The organism is Maribacter taeanensis (genome assembly GCF_047345145.1).
In the GTDB taxonomy this organism is placed as follows: domain Bacteria; phylum Bacteroidota; class Bacteroidia; order Flavobacteriales; family Flavobacteriaceae; genus Maribacter_C.
In genome coordinates, this window is sequence record NZ_JBLFER010000002.1 from 1,219,828 (window position 1) to 1,239,202 (window position 19,375).

Genomic DNA, 19,375 nt, shown 5'->3' on the forward strand with positions numbered 1-19,375 from the left:
TTTCTATTAAAATGATACATTAAGTCCTAAGGTTATAGACCTATTTATGGGGTACGAATTATAATCGATACCAACATCGGCGTCGGCATTATCTACCGAAGCCGTTGCCTCAGGATCAAAACCGGCATAATCGCTAATTATAAATAGATTTTCTACACTTGTATATAATCTAGCGTTGCTTAAGCCTAATTTATCCAACACCTTATCATTAAAATTATAGCTAAAGGCAATATTCTTCATGGTTATATAAGAGCCGTCCTCTATAAATTGAGAAGAAAGAATTTCCGTGCCATCTCTACCTGAAGGTATATTGCTTGAGTTCGTAGGTGTCCACCGATTTCTATAATCACCATGTACCGCATGAAATTGTTGAGCTCCCAGTGCCATAAGTCGAGCTCTTTGTAAATTATAGATATCATTACCTTGTGATCCTGTAAGTACAAAATTAAGATTTAGGTTTTTATAACCAATATCCCAATTCCAACCCCAAGTATAATCTGCATTTCCATCGCCCACTGTGGTAATATCATCTGTGGTTATTATGCCATCAGGAGTGCCGTCTGGACCACTAATATCTCTATATTTCGCATTTCCGGGAGTACCTTGATCCTCTTCTCCCAATTGATATACACCATCAAAAATATAGCCTCTAAAAGAGCTAATAGGCAAACCTACCTCAACCCTTGTAGGATTTACTGGAAAAGTATTATCTCTAATATTATCTCCCACAACTATGAAGTCCAAACCATTGTTAAGAGAGAGTACTTCGTTCCGATTTCTTGAAACACTTAAGGTTGAATTAATTTTCCAAGTGTCATTTTGGACTATTCTGGTTCCCAAAGTAATTTCAAAACCTTTGTTCTCTACCTCTCCTGCATTGATAAACTGCCTAGTCGGGCCAACAAACTGCGGTAACTGTGTATCCAACAATAAATCTGTGGTATTTTTCTTGTAATAATCAAGTGAAAGTGTTAATGCAGAATTCCACATTCCAAAATCTATACCGGCATTGATTTGCTCAGTTGTTTCCCAAGTCAAGTCTGGGTTAGCAACCCTATTAGAAGGGGCTACACCAGTAGTTAGTATCCCATCAAAAGGATAGTTAATATCACTATTCAGGGTCGCTCTTGATCGTGTTCCAAAAACACCGATACTCTGGTTTCCTACTTGGCCGTAGCTTAATCTCAATTTCAAATTGTTCAAGGTCTCACTATTCTTTAAAAAATTCTCTTCGGATACTTTCCATGCAAAAGATGCAGAAGGAAAATAGCCCCATTTATCATTTTGAAAAATACTTGTACCATCAGCCCTTAGAGAAGCCGTGAAGAGATATTTGTCTAACAATGAAAAATTAACACGACCCAAAAAAGATTCCAGCTCTCTCTGAGTTTCCCGGTTAGAGGTGAGCTGTACCGCGGCGGCTGATAAATCTCTAAACGTAACCAAATCAGTAAAGAAATCGTTGGCATCTATATCGACCCTATTGAATTTATCAATGACCAATTCGTGCACCGCATCAATTTTCAAATTACTTTTTTCTCCAATATCAACAGCATAGGTCAATCTATTGGTATTAAATAAATTTGTCCTAAAAATATTATCCACGTTGGCCCTACCATTTGCGCTTGAAATTAATGGTGCATATGTATTTCTGTGTTCCTCAGTCCTGACAATACCACCAGAAATGTTAAAAACTAGATTTTTGATAATATCGTAATTGAGATTACCAGATACGCTAAAACGATCTTCGATATTCTCCCTTATGTTATTCTCCACAGCTACCAAAGGATTAGTTTCAGAGGTGGATAAGTTTTTAATAGAATTAAAGTTAAAGTCACCATTTTCGTCAAAGGCAGGTGTTGTAGGGTCAAAAGCAAGCCCTGCTCCAAGGTCAGCCCTGACACCAGTCAACTCCTCTCTGCCTACATTAAAATTAATTCCCATCTTTAGTCTATTCGAAAATTTGGTATTCAAATTAGCTCGTAGATTAAGCCTCCTAAAATCTTGGTCTATTACAGTGCTACCGGACTCGTAAAAGTTTCCAGAAACATAGTAATCCATATCTTCGCTACCTCCACTCGCAGATACCTGTACATTCTTGAAAAATGCAGTTTGAAATAAACGTTCCTGCCAATCCTCGCCACCATTTGCCTTTAAATCGGCTATTTCTTGAGTAGTAAAGAATGGATTGTCTTCGTTGGGATCAACTCTTTCAGCAAAAACAACGCCTTCCGCAAATTCTACAGGACTCAACAAATCTAATTTTTGGGTTACGTTAGAGATTCCCGAGAACAAGTCTATAGCTATTTTAGCTTTACCTGTTCGCCCTCTTTTGGTGGTTATCAGAACCACACCATTCGCCCCTCTAGTACCGTAAATAGCAGTTGAAGAAGCATCTTTTAAAATTTCCATTGATTGAATATCATTTACGTTAACCGTAGAGATATCCACAAATTGCCCATCAACTACATATAATGGCTCGTTACCACCAGTAATAGAATTGGCACCACGGATTCGTATTTTGAAAGCACCACCAGGCGCACCACTAGTTTGGGTAACTTGTACCCCTGCAGCTCTACCTTGTAGTGCCTGGCTTACATCGTTTAATGGCTGCTTATCAAAATCCTTAGCAGATACCGAAGTCAAAGCGCCTGTTACATCTGACTTTTTAGAGGTACCATACCCCACAACTACAACCTCATCCAATTTTGAGGCATCTTCCTCTAGTGATACATTAATAGTAGATTGGCCATTTAAGGGTATTTCTTTAGTCGAATAACCGATGTAGCTAAATAGTATTATGGCATCATTGCTTATAGCATTCAAAGTAAAATTACCTTCAAAATCTGTTTGTGTTCCATTGGTCGTACCTTTAACTACTACACTCGCACCTGGTAAAGGTCCGTTTGCGTCGGATACAGTACCGGTAACCATAAGCTGTGCATAAGAAAACCCGCATGTCATAAACACCATAATACAGAGCAATGCCTTATTGTACATTTTTATTTTTAATAGCTTGAGTTGTTTCATAGTTCGTTCAGTTAATTATTTCTATCGCTAAAATATTGTTATGTAGATGTTGATTTAAGGTAAAAAAGGGTTTATCTAGGGGGGGATATAATTCAGTGTTTATTATTTTGTCAGAAAAGTTATACTAAAATACATTTTAGGTAAAAAAAAAGAAAATTTCATATAATCTAGACCTTTTAGTTTGGTATAAAATGACATTCTAAAAAGGAAATTATTCTGATATTATGATAACCAAACTCATTTTAAATTTTAACCCCCGTGGAAATAGTACCAAGAGGGTTAATAATTAATTAAAAAATGTTATCCTTATTCTTTAATGAGCTTGATAGATTTTGGCTCTCCTTTTCCAGTAAGCTTCAAAATGTACATTCCCTTATCTAGGTTGAGCCCTTCCAATTCCAGAGGCAATTCTCCATGCTCATTGTCCAAGCGGCGTGAGAAAATGGATTTACCGTTAAGGTCGTAGAGCATTACATTATCAAAACCATGATTTTTGGTCAAAACCAGATTGGTATTCGTACCAAATGGATTGGGATAAGCAAATATATCTGCAGTTTGTGAAACCCTATCTTGCAAAACCTCTATTCTGGTTGTTAAGGCAGTACTAGTTGCAACGGTCGTAAACTTCCATTGTTGGTTCTGATTCGTTCCGTTAGACTTCCACAGTTTCACATTCTGGGCGTTGGATCCACCGTTACCACCATCTATAGAAAAACCAGAAGCATTGCGTTTTTGTAACCTGAAATGTCCATTACCGGTACTGATTTTTTTCCAATGTTGGTTCTTTCTTCCACTTTTACAGGTGTTGATCTTTACATTTTGACCGTTGCTTCCACCTGCACCTCCGTCTAGACAAAGGTTGGTATTGCGCTTTTTATAAGAGAAAAAACCATTACCTCTACTTATTTCCTCCCATTGTTGGTTTACATTGTTAATATCTTGAGCCCAAAGTTTTACATTCTGGTTATTGGCTCCACCGTTGCCGCCATCTAATGCAAAGCCATTAGCATTTCTTTTACGAATATGCACAATATTTCCTCCAGAAGGTGGTGGTGTAGAACCACTAACTGTAACACTACTGGTAGCAGTCTTATTACCATTGTTAGTTCTTGCTGTGATTGTAGCCGTACCAGCAGAAACAGCAGTAACTCTACCACTAGAATTGACCGTAGCAACAGCTGATCTGTTAGACGACCATGTAATCGATTTATCGCTTGCGTTATTAGGAGATACGGTTGCGGATAGGTTACGTGTTCCACCCACGTTCAAAGAAAAAGAGGTAGGAGAAACTGATACACCTGTAACATTAACATTACTTCCACCACCTAAATTAACCGCATATAACGTTCTTCCAGAAGGAACTCCTTTAGAAGAAACAGGAAAATTATTAATACGATCTACAGTCGCAATAGCTATCTTTTTAGGTCCAGTGTATACTTTAGAATCATCAGACCACGGCGTTCTAGATCCATGATTATGATTGTCTTGAACTATCTTATTTTTATACAGGAAATTTGGCTTTGCAGAATTCTGGTGTGAGTTTGACCATGGTCCCATTACTCCAAAATAAATAGGTTTACCAGTCTTAGTTTCTTCAAGTGCTCTTCCATTATATCTTTGTGCTGGATCACTACTTGATAAAGGAGGCATATCTGAAGGTAAGGTTATTCTATTATTGGCAATTAAATTATTACCTGCATCGCCAGAATGAAAACTTACTTCCTGCCTAAAATCATTATCATAAACCACGTTGTATTCCACATTACCCCCCTGTAGCGAAATATGTCTTAAATGCGTAATCTGGCAACCCGTAATTAAATTATCTCTGCCTTGAATAAAAAAGTATCCTTGAGCCTGTCCTGACTTTCTTAGACATCCATCAACAATTAAATCTCTAAATGTAATGTGTTCACTTGGGCATCGCAAAGGATCTTTGGCACTATTAAGAATTCTTACATTGTCTAACCAGCAATCCGCAGCACCTTTCAACCTTACAGATACATTACTATTACCCGGAGCCTCATCATTATTTACATCTGGTCCATAATTCCATAGATATTTGGCTTCAGGCCACCCCCCTCTAATAGTTAGATTATAAATTCCAGATTTTACAACGTTAAAGAAATAAAATGCATCGCTGTTAGTCATCGTTATTTCGCAAACAACCCCATTTCTATCCAAACCTTGTAAAGATACATTGGATTTCATGTTAATAGTCTTGTTTATAGTATACTTTCCTGCAGACAATTTAACAAGACCTTTTTGACCAGAAGATAGACTATTTTTCATATTAGTAATAGCTTGGTTAATTTTATCGCTATTACCTGGTGTTATAGTATTCACTTTATCAAAACTATTTATTTTTGGAATACCACCGCGAACACCTGCTTTGGCCCATCTCGCCATTTGCGGGTAATCGCTATCAAATTTGCTTGCATCCACAGTCACTCCTGGATCACCAACTCTCTGTGCTTGACCTTCAAAGAATGTCAAACAAAGGATTAATAGAAGTACTAATTGTAATTGTTTTTTCATGATTTTGTTAGGTTTAAATTAGAAAAATGGTTTTAAAAAAAACACAGCACTAAAAGCTATTCTATTACTACTGTATTATAAACTATAATGTAAAATTAGATCAACTCTTAAAAATAAAAAGGGGGCTATGCTTGTTTCTTAAGGGGGTATTTTATTCATAATCAATAACTTACTATAATACGGCGATGTCTTTTATCATTAATAGAAAACAGATACTTTCGTAGGAGCATATACGCATGAACAAGATTGCGGCCATAAAAATACGGTTCGAGTTTTGACACATCCATATCGTTTTGAGAAGGGAAGGCTCTATGATAGCCAGGAATCTCTAGTTATTACTAGCACCTAAATATGAGAAGAGATCAAGGAGATAAATAAATAATTTTAAAGATATAATCAACACAGATTATGTTACATTTTGGATAAGTTAATGACGGGTAGACTGTACAACATAATAGAAGTAAAAAAAGATATTATTGCTGAGTAAATATTTAATTTGGACTATAACTACCCCCTTTCAGCAATAAAAGACCCCATGAAAACCTTAAGTCTCAGTGTATTTTTACGTTCAAAATCAATTATACATAAAACACCTTTCTCAAATGAACTATAACACAAGGTATGCTTCAAGCCCTGAAGCTGTTAAACAGTACAATACTAAGCAATTAAGAGAAGAATTTTTAATAGACAATCTGATGGAAGTAGGAAAAATTAATCTTACCTACTCCCACTACGATCGATATATAGCCGGTTCGGCGGTTCCAATTAAGCCCTTGTCCCTAGAAAGTATAGACCCTTTAAAATCAGAATATTTTTTACAGAGAAGAGAGATGGGTATAATAAATGTAGGCAAAAACGGAAGTGTTGAAGTCGATGGAAAAAAAATAGCGTTAGGTCATAAAGATTCTTTATATATAGGAATGGGTTCAAAAAGCATAATTTTCAAGAGCGATGATGAAAAATCACCCGCCATGTTCTACATAAACTCTGCACCAGCACATACTAACTATCCTGCCAAAAAAGTGAGTTTAGCAGAGGCCAATAAATTGGAACTGGGCAGCTTGGAAACAGCAAATGATAGAACGGTAAGTCAAATGATTATAGGTGGTATTGTCACTACTTGTCAATTACAGATGGGAATGACCGAATTAAAGTCAGGTAGTGTTTGGAATACCATGCCTGCTCATGTTCACGACCGCCGTATGGAAGTCTATTTTTATATGGATGTACCGGAAGCACAATCTGTTTGTCATTTTATGGGACAGCCAAAAGAGACTAGACATATTTGGATGCAAAACTTTGAAGCCGTAATTTCTCCGCCATGGTCTATTCACTGTGGAGCGGGTACTTCTAATTATACTTTTATCTGGGGAATGGCAGGGGAAAATCTAGATTATTCCGATATGGATGTTGCTAAAATAACTGATTTAAGATAAGTTATATGGGATTGTCACTTTTTAATTTAACAGGAAAGATAGCCTTGATTACAGGCAGTACCCACGGTCTTGGTATGGCCATGGCCATGGGTCTCGGAAAAGCTGGAGCAACTATAATCGTAAATGGAAACTCATCACAAGAAAAAATAGATAAGGCTGTTGCCTTATATAAATCCGAAGGTGTTACAACTTTTGGGTACAAATTTAATGTAACCGATGAGCTGGCCGTGAAAAAAGCCATTCAGAAAATTGAATCCGAGGTTGGCTACATCGATATTTTGGTAAACAATGCGGGTATCATCAAAAGAACACCTCTTGAAGAAATGGCGGTGGTAGATTTCAAAGAGGTCATCAACGTAGATCTGGTGAGTCCTTTTATCGTATCAAAACATGTTGTAAAAAGTATGATTGACAGAAAACAGGGAAAAATAATCAACATTTGCTCCATGATGAGTGAACTTGGCAGAAGCACCGTAGGTGCCTACGCCGCAGCAAAAGGTGGACTTAAGATGTTGACCCAAAATATGGCAACAGAGTGGGCAAAGCACAACATTCAAGTAAATGGTATTGGTCCAGGCTATTTCGCTACTTCACAAACTGCGCCCATTCGGGTAGACGGACATCCTTTCAATGAGTTTATTGTCAACCGTACACCGGCAGCAAAATGGGGCGATCCAAATGATCTGGGAGGAGCGGCTATTTTCTTAGCCTCAAAGGCAAGTGATTTTGTGAATGGCCATATTCTTTATGTCGATGGCGGTATCCTGGCTACAATTGGAAAACCATCTAATGAAGATTAAAATTTTAACACTTATGAAGAGAACCCTTCTTTTTGTTTTTAGAATAGTTTTGATATCTGTTCATGTAGGTTGTACCGCACCTGAAAAAGAAAATATCATTACGGTTAAAAACCCATTAAAAATAAGCAGGTCTTTTGAAACCGTGACGATTGATATAAAATCTCTTAGTTTTCAAGTGAAAAACGAGGATGGTTTTCCAAAGCATTTTCGAATCGAGGATGTAACCAGTTCTTTGGAACTTATTTCACAGGCAGTGGACACTAATGATGATAATCAAGCGGATTTATTACTCTTTCAACCCAAATTGAAACCCGGTGAGGAAAAAAAGTATCGAATAACGGCTAAATACACAAAAGCGAAAGTAGATACGGTACCGAATTGTTATTCTCGCTTTATTCCCGAAAGAACTGATGATTACGCCTGGGAAAATAATAGAGTCGCTTTCCGTACATACGGTCCCACCGCTCAGAAAATGAAAGAAGATAACGTTCCTGGTGGTACACTTTCAAGTGGTATTGATGCTTGGTTAAAACGAGTGGAATATCCAATAATCAATAATTGGTATAAAAAAGAACTGGAAACTGACGGAACATATCATGAAGATACTGGAGAGGGACTTGATAATTTTCACGTAGGTGTTAGCAGAGGTATCGGTGGTATTAGTGTAAAAACAGACAGTACTTATCATTTTTCTAAAAATTTTAGTAAATGGGAAAGGCTATATAACGGCCCAATAAGAACTGCTTTTGTGCTGACCTATGCAAATTGGGATGCTAATGGTAGAACAATTATCGAGGAAAAACATATTTCCTTGGATTATGGTAGTAATCTCTCAAAGTTTGAAGTCCATATATCGGGCACTGATACTATATCCGTCGGTCTTACATTACATGAGAATGATGGTGAGGCAACCACAGCATTGGATAGGGGTTTTATAAGCTACTGGCAACCACACAAAGAATCAGAATTGGGCACAGCTATAGTCGCCAAGGATGGTGAAATGGTGGCTTATGAAAAGTACTTGTCCGATAAAATTGATGAAAGTAATGCTTATGCGCATTTTAATGTTGACGAAGGTAAAGTGACCTACTATGCAGGATTTGGATGGAAAAAGAGTGGTCAATATGACTCAAAACAAGAATGGGAAACGTACTTGCACCATTTCTCCAACAAATTGAACCACCCTCTGGAAGTATTCGTACCTTGATTAATTTTGATAGATTTCCATTATTGAATTCGCGTTGAGTTTTTGTTACCAAAATTCTCAATCTATGTTTATAAACTTGTGTTATAGCTCTTTGATAACGGTCACATATTTCCTGTGGTCTGGGAATACCCCCATTCTCCTCCTCCAGTATCTGGTATTCTACGGAAATAGGCCGGTCAAGTTCTTTTAGTATCATTTTTGAATCTTGCAAATGAAGCATGAGGCCTTTGTTGCTATAGGTATAAGCCTGAGGATCCTCCATCCATTGGTCTGTAAATTTACATTCGGATTTTAAATGGAAAGAAGAAAAAGGTTCCCTGTAAAAAGATATCTGTAACCGTCCTTGAATACGGTATAATCGTCATAGTATACTTGAATATTCTCATTTACTACCTAAAATATATTAATGTAATTACCTCCCAAATCATGGTATCGGGATTTGGGTGTTCATCCCTCCAAATCCTTGTCATTGAAAAGCGTTTGCCATTCGGTATTTGCCAAAGACCCTTTTTTCAGAATCTTAGTGCCACATGAAACCAATGCTACTATGGTTAAGGAGAAAACAAGAAATTTGAGTTCGTCCATTGGTGTGCGTTATTAGATATGAATTACTAAACCAAAAATATCGACTGTCATCACAGATTGCAAACAATAGGAATTCCTTTTTCGTTTGATTCGTAAATCGCATCTTGAACTACGAGATTTTTGAGGTATGCCCTTGGGTCATTTTCAAAAGCTTCGCCAGAACTTAGCTTTTCTATGAAATGTAATTGTGTTGCATATACACAGTCGCCCGCAAAGTTTATTTTCTCGAAGGGATAGTCATGCGCCATTTCTTTCTCGCCCAACAATTGTATAGTAATGCTACCATCGTCATACAATCTAATACATCCTTTATTGCCTTCAATAAGTACGGCTCCGAAGGTCAATCTAGGGTCTTCCGCTGTATTCTCATTAAAACGGTTGGCATCTAAAAAGCCTAACGCGCCATTTTCAAAATCAAAATGCACCCAGGCAAAATCTTCTCCCTTAATATTAGGGTTTAGGGTTTTTAGTTTTGCGTATACCTTAGAAATTTCACCACCCAAATAACGGAATACGTCAATGAAGTGAACTCCGGTTTCGTAAATGAGCAATTGCTCCATCTCTCTAAAATAGGGTTGGCGGTTCATGTAGGCATTTTCTTGCCAACCATCGCCCATACGCATACGCAAATTGATGGCGTGTAATTTATTGCCAATGACCTGTTGGTCCAAAAGTTTTTTTATTTCCTGATGCCAAGGTTGAAAACGAAAATTTTCATGCACCATCATTCTAATATCGGATGCCTCTGCAGCTTCCGCAATTTCTACTGATTCCGAATAAGTTGGTGCCAACGGTTTTTGACAAATAACATGTACCCCATGTTTAATGGCCAATTTGGTAAATGTCAAATGGGTATTCGGTGGTGTAATGATATCGAAAAAGTCAGGTTTTTCAATGCGAAGCATTTCATCTAAATCAATATAGGCTTTGTCAAAACCATATTTATCGCAGATGAGTTGAGCCTTTGCAATCGAAGTACCACACACGGCGACAATCTCAACATTATCCATTCGTTGCCATGCCTCATATTGAAAATGGCTAAAATAACCTGTACCTATGCAAACCCCTTTGAATTTTTTCATTTTAGTATTCTGAAAAGTGTTTATGTGGTTTCATGTTGTACCACATGAGTACCGCTAAGATATTTAAAACTGCACCTAGAATAAAAAATAAGGCGGTAGAACCTGTCCATGCCAGTAGATATGGGAATATTAATGCCGTAATAAAAGCACCTATATTTCCTGCCATATTCATAGTACCGGAAACCGCACCCGCATGTTTTTTTCCGATATCTACACAAAATGCCCATGAGGGAGGCAATGTCATATCCGCCCCGAAAATCGCTACGCTTAAAAAGACGATGGCACCTCCGGCAGAATTCATATAAATACTTCCTATTAATCCTATTGCTGCCAATACAAAACCTAACGATGCAGGGAAAATCCTTGATTTATCCCATTTTCCATCTCTATAAATTTTATCAATCAACCAACCAGAAAACCAATTTCCAAAAGCCCCAAATATCAGAGGTATGGCCGTATAGAAGCCTGCCTCGACAGTTTCCATATTGTATTCATTTTTAATGTGTGGAAAAAGCCAGGTAAGGGCAAAGAAAAAAGTAAAGTTACTGGCAAAATATTGTCCCATTGCAAGCCACATATTTTTAGACTTCATCAACGTCCCAAAATGGATTCTCTCCAACACCGCTGACATATCTTTTTCTTGTCTTGTAGTTAATATATAATCTTTTTCCTCAGTTGAAATACCTTTGAGTTCTTCAGGATTGTCCCTGAAAAGTAGATACCACAGAATTGCCCAAACCACACCAATAATTCCTAAAGCTACGAAGGTTACCCTCCAGCCGTAATTAGTAATTAGCCATGCCACCATGGGAACGGCAAATGCAGCCCCTAAACGAGAGCCTGAAAAATTGATTCCAGTAACAATACCCCGCTCCTTCAAGGGAATCCAGCTATAAATGGCGCGTGACATTCCTGGAAAAGCACCTGCCTCTCCAGCTCCAAATAAAAATCTTACCACAAATAGGGAGATAAAATTAAATGCAGCTCCAGTAAGTGCGGTAAAAGCAGACCATAAAACAACGATTACGGACAATACTTTTCGAGGTCCAAAACGGTCGGCCAAAATACCTGACGGGGTTTGAAAAAAAGCATATCCTAAAGAAAAAGCTGCGAGCACCCAGCCCATTTGTTTATCGCTTAAACTGAGAGCTTCGGCAATTGGCTCTTTCGCAACGGAGATGCAAATACGGTCAATATACAAAAGTAGGGCTAGGAGAAAAGTCCCCATGACCATAAAATAACGTTTCGGAAAACCCATTGTTTTTTTCATTCTAATAGTTTAATCACTTGATACAGCGAAGTGTTGTCGCCAACATTTCCTGGGAAAACGATATAAGGCATATCCGGAAATTTAGCTTCTTCGCCCAATCGCCATACAGGCACCCCTTTTTTCACTTGTCCCAATACAAGTGCGCGTTGAACGGACAAGCCCTTTGTGGCTACATCACTAGAGGTAATTCCGCCTTTGGCGAGTATATATTTTGGTTGGTTGTTCAATTGTTTTATAATGCTGATGAGTCCGTTTGAAACAAGATTTACTATTTCAAGACTCTCAGCTTTTGTAGCACCTTTGACAATGGTTCTGCTGGTATACAACACCACTTTTTCTTCCGCCGAAATGAGTAAATCTACTTTTTCCGCTAGGACTTCAATCTCTTTTTGAAAAACAGCGGGTTCCAGCACGTTCGACACATCGAATTCCAAAAAAAGGGCATCCGAATTTTCCTTAAGATAGTCCAACTGTTGGGTCGTTTTTGGAACGTATGATCCAATTACGATTAAGGTTCCCCCAGTCCGGTGTTTACCTAATATTTGATTTTTTGTCAAGCAATCTTTGGCCTCTATGGCGGTAATGGCATTTACGAAAGAGGCTCCAGTTCTAAAAACAAGAGGGCCTTTATACTTTAGGCATGCCAAGGCCAAGGCTTGTAGGTCTGCATATGTAGTAGCGTTCGCAACTATGTGCGAGACTTCCGGTTGTTCAAAAAGGGCTTTGATGTTTTCTGTAGATGTAGTCCGAAGTGCATCCAAAGAGACACTTGAAATTTTATTATGGGCAACCTTACCTTCTGTTTTTTCGACAATCCAATCTTTTAAATTGGAAGCTGCATACCCGAAGGTATTGTCTTTGGCAAAAGGTGTTTCTGCAGCGGGAATAAAGGCGTCTCCTTCCTTTACATAATGAACGTCATCGAAGGTATATCGGCCTCCTTCAAAAAAAGCAGGGGCCAAAATATGTTTTGTATTGGACCACCCCAAACCGGCAACAAGGGCTTCTACTTCGTTCGGGTAATGCCCGCGTAGAGTAGAATCTCCGCGACTTACAACCAATAGATTTTTTTGATGTTTTTTGGCCAAGTTTTGAAGTCGCTTGCCCAGTAATTTACCTAAGTCATTCGCAGCTTTGGCCTGAAGACTTCTCGAATTGGTTAGGATAAAAAAAACAGGACTCACCAAAAGTTCTTTCTCAAGCACTTCCGTTGTCCACACTGTAATTACGGGAACATCATAGACCGTTTGTGTGCCCGTAGGGTCATCATCTAAAATAACAATGGACCTAGGGTTTTTAGAAAACTCGCTGCGTATATCTTCTAGATAGCCTGGTAGCCGATTTCCCGCTTCAATAGATGATACGATATCCTCGTTTGACATGTATTTTATTCTTCTACGGCGATGACTCTGGCAGGAGCACCGTCTCCATTTTCCACCTTTAGAGGGAGTGCAATCAGCGTGATTTTTTGTTTGGAAAGTGCCTCCAAATTTGTGAGTCCTTCCACAATAATCACATCGTTCTCCATTAAAATATTATGAATTTCGGACACTTCGTCAATATTATTGACATCGGCGACCGATGGCGGTTCGACCCCTAAAATATTAACTCCTTTTACCCCCATCCATAGTGCCAATTCTACGCTAATTCTTGGTAATCCATTGCGGTAGTCATCGGTGCCCAATTTTTTACTCCAACCCGTATGCAGCAAAATACTCTGTCCTTTTTCGAACAGTTTGACGATGGGACTAAGATGGTCTACTGTTATTTCCTCTCTAGGTTTTATACCGCGGATATCAACCACCCAAGCCTCTGAGATGAGCCGATTTACAGGTAATTTATCAATAGTCTGAGGGTTCACTTCAAAATGCATAGGAGCATCCATGTGAGTGCCGCTGTGGGAGTATAAATTCAAAATGGTTGCGTTCCAACCATCCTCAGAAAGTGTTTTGGCGGGATCAATAGAAACCCCGCTCATCTTATTATTGATAGGCAGAGTCAAGTCGATTATTTTTTTTCTTAGCATTTAAAATTAAGTATTTGCCATTTTTTCCGAAAGTATGTAAGCTACAACACTGTGGGCTACTTCAGAAGTAGTGGAAGTACCTTTAAGGTCTTTGGTCAGATTCCCTTTTGCAGTAGTGTGTTGAATACCAGCAATGATATCGTTGGCAGCTTCCGGTTCGCCCAAATGTTCAAGCATAATTGCGGCGGACCAAATCTGACCTATAGGGTTAGCGATATTCTGTCCAGCAATATCAGGAGCTGAACCGTGAATGGGCTCAAACATCGATGGAAATTCCTTTTCGGGGTTGATGTTTCCGCTTCCGCCAAGGCCCAAACTTCCCATGATGGCACCTCCTAAATCCGATAATATATCCCCAAAAAGATTGGTGGTAACGATTACATCGAATATTTCGGGTCGAAGTACAAAACTTGCGGAGGCATTATCAATATACATTTTGCTGTACTCCACATCAGGATATTGCGTTGCTACTTCGGCAATCACTTTATCCCAATAGGCAAGACTGTTTATTAAAGTATTCGATTTGGTCACGTTGGTAACCTTGCTTCTTCTTTTACGGGCCAAATTGAAGGAATAATGCGCGATACGTTCAATGCCGAATCGTGTAAAAATACTGGTATCCATGGCCATTCCGCCCGCTTCTTCAGGGTGCATGGTTTTTCCTGTTTGAACAAATTCCCCTTCGTTGTTCTCACGAACTACTACAAAATCGATATCCGCTGCGGTTTTATCTCTAAGTGGACTCAATATCCCATCAAAAAGTTTCACGGGACGGTAGTTTACATACTGCTTCAATTCTCCTCGAACCTTAAAAGTATAATCTCTTGCAGGCAAAGTATCATCAACTTCAGGAAGCCCAACGGCCCCAAAATAAATAGCATCGAATTTTTTCATTTGTTCAATACCATCAGCTGGCATAAACGCACCATGTTTCAGATAATACCCAGCACCCCAAGACAATTCGGTAGTGTCCAGTTCAAATCCATATTTCTTAGCTACGGCTTTCAATACCGATACACCCGCAGGAACGATTTCCGCTCCAATACCATCGCCGTTCACTACGGCTATTTTGTAAGTTTTACTCATTTCCCTATTGAATTAATTTTACTTTTTTGCGCAAATTTGCGCAATATCATAATACATATTTATGAAGATATTTGCGATTATATAGCAAATGTATGTAAGTTTGGCGATAGATAATTACAAATATCTTATTTTTTGCGCAAATATTTGCGCAATTTACAAACACAAATGTGATAGATTTAAACACCTCTAACGGCAATACATCGGCGACCTTAAAAGACATCGCCGAAACTCTGGATATTTCCATCTCCACCGTCTCACGTGCGTTAAAAAGTCATCCTAGAATTAGTATAGGCACTCAGGAAAAAGTGAAACGAAAGGCTGAAGAATTGGGTTATATCTCCATTGAGATGTTAGAGGCTCAAAAACCTAAAACCTCCAATTTAATCGGAGTCATTGTTCCGAAAATAAGCTACCATTTGTACGCTATGGCCATAAGCGGTATTGAAAGTATCGCTGAAGCGCATGGCATGCATATTATCGTATGTCAATCGAACGAATCTTATGAGCGTGAAAAAAGCTTAGTGCAAGAACTTGTACGTGTCGGTGTCAATGGCATTATTGCTTCCTTAGCAAGTGAGACCAAAGATTTTTCCCATTTCAAGGAATTGAAAAAGAGGGGAATTCCACTTGTATTTTTTAATAGGGAATGCAATGATATCATAACACATAAAGTAACCATCGATAATAAGATGGCGGCCTATGAAGCGGTTCTACATTTGATTTCCATAGGATGTAAAAACATTGCCTATTTAGGTGGTCCGGAAGTATTACAAATCAACCGAGACAGAGCAAAAGGCTATACCGATGCCCTACGGGACCACAACCTCGAGATGGATGAAAATCATTTGGTCTACAGCAATTTTGACAAAGAAAGCACGCTTTCCGCAGCGCGTAAACTACTCTATTCACCCGACTACCCCGATGGTATTTTGGCCTTTAGTGACCAAATTGCCATAAGTGTTATGTTGGCGGCAAAAGAAAGAGGTATTAGCATACCCGAAAAATTATCAATAATAGGTTTTAACAATGAACCTATCGATGAACTCTTAGAACCTTCTTTAACCAGTATTGACCAACCGGGGTATCGTATGGGAGAGCAGTCGGCAGAATTACTTTTAAAACAATTAAAGGATGGCGGTACCACATTTGAAAAACGGATTTTAAAATCCTTTCTGGTGGTTCGGAATTCCACCAATAAAAACCGCATGGGGTAAACCTCAATTTAAAAGAAGGTGAAATTGGCCTACAATCAAAAGCTGGAGAAATTTTTCAGAAAAACATCAAAATTAAAGAGATTACGGAAGACATTCTGGTACCTGATTTTTTAGAATTATGATTACTATTGAAATGAAATCACCTTTTTTAAATCGTTCGAGTATATCTTTATTCATCTTCCTGTCTTGTAAAACTATTAAAACCAATGTTTCTGCCTCAACCGTATGGAAAGAAGTTGTAGTAGATGTTTCTTTGCCGGTCGCCAGACATGAGGCCACCTTTATGAGGGTAAAAGACAAATTTCTAAATTTGGCGATCTTTGTAAACAATTTCAAACCTCTCGAAAAGCCTATAATAGTTATGTTCTATACATGGTGTTGTAGCGGTTTTTTTTAGTCAAATATATGTTCTTTGTAATCTTTCCACCATTTTTCGATATCAACTTTAGGTTTTCGACAAATGTAGAGAGGTATTCCATTTTCTTCTCCAATTGCATATTTATGAGTTATTATTTTCACAAACTCAACTTCTTCGAATACATATTCTATGGACGGCTTCTCGTTTCCCAAACTTATCCAGACGTCTGCATCTTTATTCCCATAACCCCAAGTCCAAAAACTTCCATGTCTACTTATTGGATTTGGAAGATTGCATTTGTTGCCTAATATTTTAAGTGCACCAGCCTGCCCATAGTTCTCGGCCCATAAAACACAATTATTTTTTTCTTTAGGACTTAACGATTGATACACACTATCTACCAGTTTTACTTGTTCTTCCCAACCAAACATATGTACATAATCTCCAGTCAATTCTACTCGTCCATTTTGTTCTTTTTTTTGAGCATATTCGACATACTTTTCAATTGGAAGAATTGGTGTAAGTTCTGGTATGAAATAAATCGGAGGAAATAAAGTGATTATGGCAATAACGTAAACCCAAATTGGCTTTTTTAAAAGTAAAGATTCAATTTTAACTGCTCCAGCTGCAAAAAGAACTGGATAAATAGCAAACACATAATACGCTTTAGAATTAAGTAGCCACATAGTAATAAAGATCACTATAGATGCTATTCCTACCGCTCTGTATTTTTTTAAAGTTTTTATCTGCTATTAAAGCTGCTAATGCAAAAAGGCTAATAATTAGTGTAAAGGGAAAGTTTAATTGTTCTAGACCAAACTCCATTGGGTTTATCTTGTTCAATTGACTTTCATTAAGTGCTTTAATAGCGGAAAATCATTTTGTGCTTGCCAAATAATATTTGGCAAGAAAATCAGCAATGAAATCAATGCCGAAATGTAAAGCCCTTTGTTTTTAAATAGATTCCCTTTTTGATAGAAAAACAAACCAATAAATAGTCCAAAAGCCCATACTAATATGTTGTACTTGTTCATTAACCCTAAACCTAAAGTTATTTCCAAAAGAATCAGGAAGTTTTTGTTTTGCGAGTTTATAAACTTAATAACAAAGTAAAATCCTAATGTCCAGAATAATTGGTCGAACACAACAGGTTGGAATAAGGTATGATTCCGATAAAAAGGCAGAAATGCCAAAATGCATATTCCTGCTAGTAAAATAGCTTTTGATTTCCCTCTTAGCTCTTTAACAATTAAAGAACATAAAACCAAAATCCCAATACCTGCAAGCGTTGGAAAAAGTCGAACTCCTAGAAGTGAATAACCAAAAGTCCAATAAGATATTTTTCCGATTAAAGCTATAAGAGGTGGAAACTCCACAAACCCCCTAATCTAAATGTTCGCTAACCGACAAGTCAAGTAATTCATCACGTTGTAAGCCATAATTCTTATTTCCAAACCATTGAATCATTAGTTTGATAATAGAAAAATTAGAATTATCAGCAAATATTTTTTCATTGATTGATGATGATTATGTCATAACAACTGCCAACCCTTGAGGTCGTATGTTTGGTTCTTAGTTTGAAGATACTATATTTCGGTTAACAAAAGATAAATTAAAGAAGAGTGATTTCGAGGTTGAGCTAGCTACTTTTAAAAGATATCGTTTCTTAGGTTTCATACTCTTCTTAAGCTAATGCCTTAAAGCATTAGCTCAGATATTTAACAATAAGCTTAACTAGAAGGAAATTCCATATTATTTATAGGTTTTCTAAATTAATATTCTGTTATCTTCTATTTGTTTTTCATATGACACCATCTCTTTATCAATCAGATATTTCTCCTAAGGATGTTTGAACTCTATTGTTGTTATAGTGCGGAAGTAGTTTTATACAAATAGAATAACCCATGAAAGTATGGTGATAAAAAGCAACTGACAGCTTTGTTTCTAAAGATATCGTAAATCCATCAATATTATTTTCAAATTTAAACTGCTCAGATTTCTTTCTTTTAATAGTTTGATGGAGCTATAGAAGTTTAACATTTTATTCCTTCCAGGGGGGTAGGGTAATTAATAACTAAGCTGTTTTATTATTGAGAACTTGGACTAAAATTCCGTTAACCTACTATTAATTTAAAATACAAATGAAGATGAGAAAATTAAATGTATTGCTAGGGGTAATACTTATAGTTACTATAATTGTAGCTTGTGAGAAAGATTCGTCTAAGGGAGAAGAGCAGGTATCTGAAGAGGTATCGGTTGAAGAGATAATAAGCGATTTGAACAAAGAAAAGGAAGAAGAACCTCAAGAATCTGGAAATTCAATTATCTATGTCGAAAACCTCCAAGATATAGAGGGCTTGTGGGAAGTTAAGGAAATTAGAAATAAACAATCAGGATGGGAATTTGTTACTGTAGATTCAATAGATCCGAGTAAGTTATCTTATCCTGTCACTTCTACTAGTTTTTCTGATATTAAGTTTATAAAACTAGAAGGAGATGAAATATCTTTAATAGACACTGATAGAAAGACCATTTTAAATTCATTTAAAGCCTCCAATTACGTCACTTCTTTAGGGACTCTCATTAGAGGGCTATTTATTTTAGATTTAAGTGCAATTGCTACAACCAATAAATCTAGTTCAAGGTTGGTCGTAATCTCTGTTAATGGAGACCTCAGGTTAGGACAGCCCTCGAACAGAAATGAAAGATTAAGTTATAGACTGGAAAAAGTAAATTAAACCACAGA

General features: G+C 37.5%; 15 protein-coding genes. 5 read left to right on the forward strand and 10 right to left on the reverse strand.

The window, feature by feature from the left end; all coding sequences use genetic code 11:
• Positions 1-6 precede the first annotated feature (6 nt).
• Together ACKWCD_RS11090 and ACKWCD_RS11095 are read right to left on the reverse strand one after the other, a co-directional pair.
• Positions 7-3,030 carry a SusC/RagA family TonB-linked outer membrane protein gene (locus tag ACKWCD_RS11090; RefSeq protein WP_413984018.1) on the reverse strand — a complete coding sequence of 1,008 codons (3,024 nt, stop codon included), beginning with the start codon at positions 3,028-3,030 and terminating at the stop codon, positions 7-9.
• 306 nt (positions 3,031-3,336) lie between these two features.
• Positions 3,337-5,565: an Ig-like domain-containing protein gene (locus tag ACKWCD_RS11095; RefSeq protein WP_413984019.1), complete on the reverse strand. Its 2,229-nt coding sequence runs from the start codon at positions 5,563-5,565 to the stop codon at positions 3,337-3,339.
• A 602-nt stretch (positions 5,566-6,167) separates the two neighbouring features.
• On the opposite strand from ACKWCD_RS11095, the gene kduI reads away from it, so the two are divergent.
• The 3 genes from kduI to ACKWCD_RS11110 are packed head-to-tail and all read left to right on the forward strand — an operon-like array spanning position 6,168 to position 9,008.
• Complete coding sequence (kduI, locus tag ACKWCD_RS11100) at positions 6,168-7,001, forward strand: 5-dehydro-4-deoxy-D-glucuronate isomerase (RefSeq protein WP_413984020.1); 834 nt, start codon at positions 6,168-6,170, stop codon at positions 6,999-7,001.
• A gap of 5 nt (positions 7,002-7,006) precedes the next feature.
• Complete coding sequence (locus ACKWCD_RS11105) at positions 7,007-7,801, forward strand: gluconate 5-dehydrogenase (RefSeq protein ID WP_413984021.1); 795 nt, start codon at positions 7,007-7,009, stop codon at positions 7,799-7,801.
• A gap of 13 nt (positions 7,802-7,814) precedes the next feature.
• Positions 7,815-9,008 carry a DUF4861 family protein gene (locus ACKWCD_RS11110; RefSeq protein WP_413984022.1) on the forward strand — a complete coding sequence of 398 codons (1,194 nt, stop codon included), beginning with the start codon at positions 7,815-7,817 and terminating at the stop codon, positions 9,006-9,008.
• A gap of 447 nt (positions 9,009-9,455) precedes the next feature.
• On the opposite strand, the gene ACKWCD_RS11115 is transcribed toward ACKWCD_RS11110, so the two are convergent.
• Genes ACKWCD_RS11115 through ACKWCD_RS11140 form a run of 6 tightly spaced genes read right to left on the reverse strand, consistent with a single transcriptional unit; the run spans position 9,456 to position 15,057 of the window.
• A complete protein-coding gene (locus ACKWCD_RS11115) occupies positions 9,456-9,593 on the reverse strand; it encodes a hypothetical protein (protein ID WP_413984023.1) in 138 nt (45 codons plus the stop codon).
• A 50-nt stretch (positions 9,594-9,643) separates the two neighbouring features.
• Complete coding sequence (locus ACKWCD_RS11120) at positions 9,644-10,675, reverse strand: Gfo/Idh/MocA family protein (RefSeq protein WP_413984024.1); 1,032 nt, start codon at positions 10,673-10,675, stop codon at positions 9,644-9,646.
• Position 10,676: 1 nt separating this feature from the next.
• Positions 10,677-11,945: an MFS transporter gene (locus ACKWCD_RS11125; RefSeq protein WP_413984025.1), complete on the reverse strand. Its 1,269-nt coding sequence runs from the start codon at positions 11,943-11,945 to the stop codon at positions 10,677-10,679.
• The gene (locus ACKWCD_RS11130; protein ID WP_413984026.1) at positions 11,942-13,327 is read right to left on the reverse strand and encodes a four-carbon acid sugar kinase family protein; all 1,386 of its coding nucleotides are present in this window, start codon (positions 13,325-13,327) and stop codon (positions 11,942-11,944) included. The genes ACKWCD_RS11125 and ACKWCD_RS11130 overlap by 4 nt, the downstream gene beginning before the upstream one ends.
• Before the next feature lie 5 nt (positions 13,328-13,332).
• Complete coding sequence (locus ACKWCD_RS11135; protein WP_413984027.1) at positions 13,333-13,971, reverse strand: cyclase family protein; 639 nt, start codon at positions 13,969-13,971, stop codon at positions 13,333-13,335.
• Positions 13,972-13,977: 6 nt separating this feature from the next.
• Complete coding sequence (locus tag ACKWCD_RS11140) at positions 13,978-15,057, reverse strand: tartrate dehydrogenase (RefSeq protein ID WP_413984028.1); 1,080 nt, start codon at positions 15,055-15,057, stop codon at positions 13,978-13,980.
• A gap of 167 nt (positions 15,058-15,224) precedes the next feature.
• Here ACKWCD_RS11140 and ACKWCD_RS11145 point away from each other — a divergent pair, with 167 nt between their 5' ends.
• Positions 15,225-16,271: a LacI family DNA-binding transcriptional regulator gene (locus ACKWCD_RS11145; protein ID WP_413984029.1), complete on the forward strand. Its 1,047-nt coding sequence runs from the start codon at positions 15,225-15,227 to the stop codon at positions 16,269-16,271.
• A gap of 393 nt (positions 16,272-16,664) precedes the next feature.
• On the opposite strand, the gene ACKWCD_RS11150 is transcribed toward ACKWCD_RS11145, so the two are convergent.
• Entirely contained in the window at positions 16,665-17,285 is a 621-nt protein-coding gene (locus tag ACKWCD_RS11150) for a hypothetical protein (RefSeq protein ID WP_413984030.1), read from the reverse strand.
• A gap of 183 nt (positions 17,286-17,468) precedes the next feature.
• On the reverse strand, positions 17,469-18,005 hold the full coding sequence (locus tag ACKWCD_RS11155; protein ID WP_413984031.1) for a glycosyltransferase family 39 protein: 537 nt from the start codon (positions 18,003-18,005) through the stop codon (positions 17,469-17,471).
• A gap of 771 nt (positions 18,006-18,776) precedes the next feature.
• On the opposite strand from ACKWCD_RS11155, the gene ACKWCD_RS11160 reads away from it, so the two are divergent.
• On the forward strand, positions 18,777-19,367 hold the full coding sequence (locus tag ACKWCD_RS11160; RefSeq protein ID WP_413984032.1) for a hypothetical protein: 591 nt from the start codon (positions 18,777-18,779) through the stop codon (positions 19,365-19,367).
• Positions 19,368-19,375 lie beyond the last annotated feature (8 nt).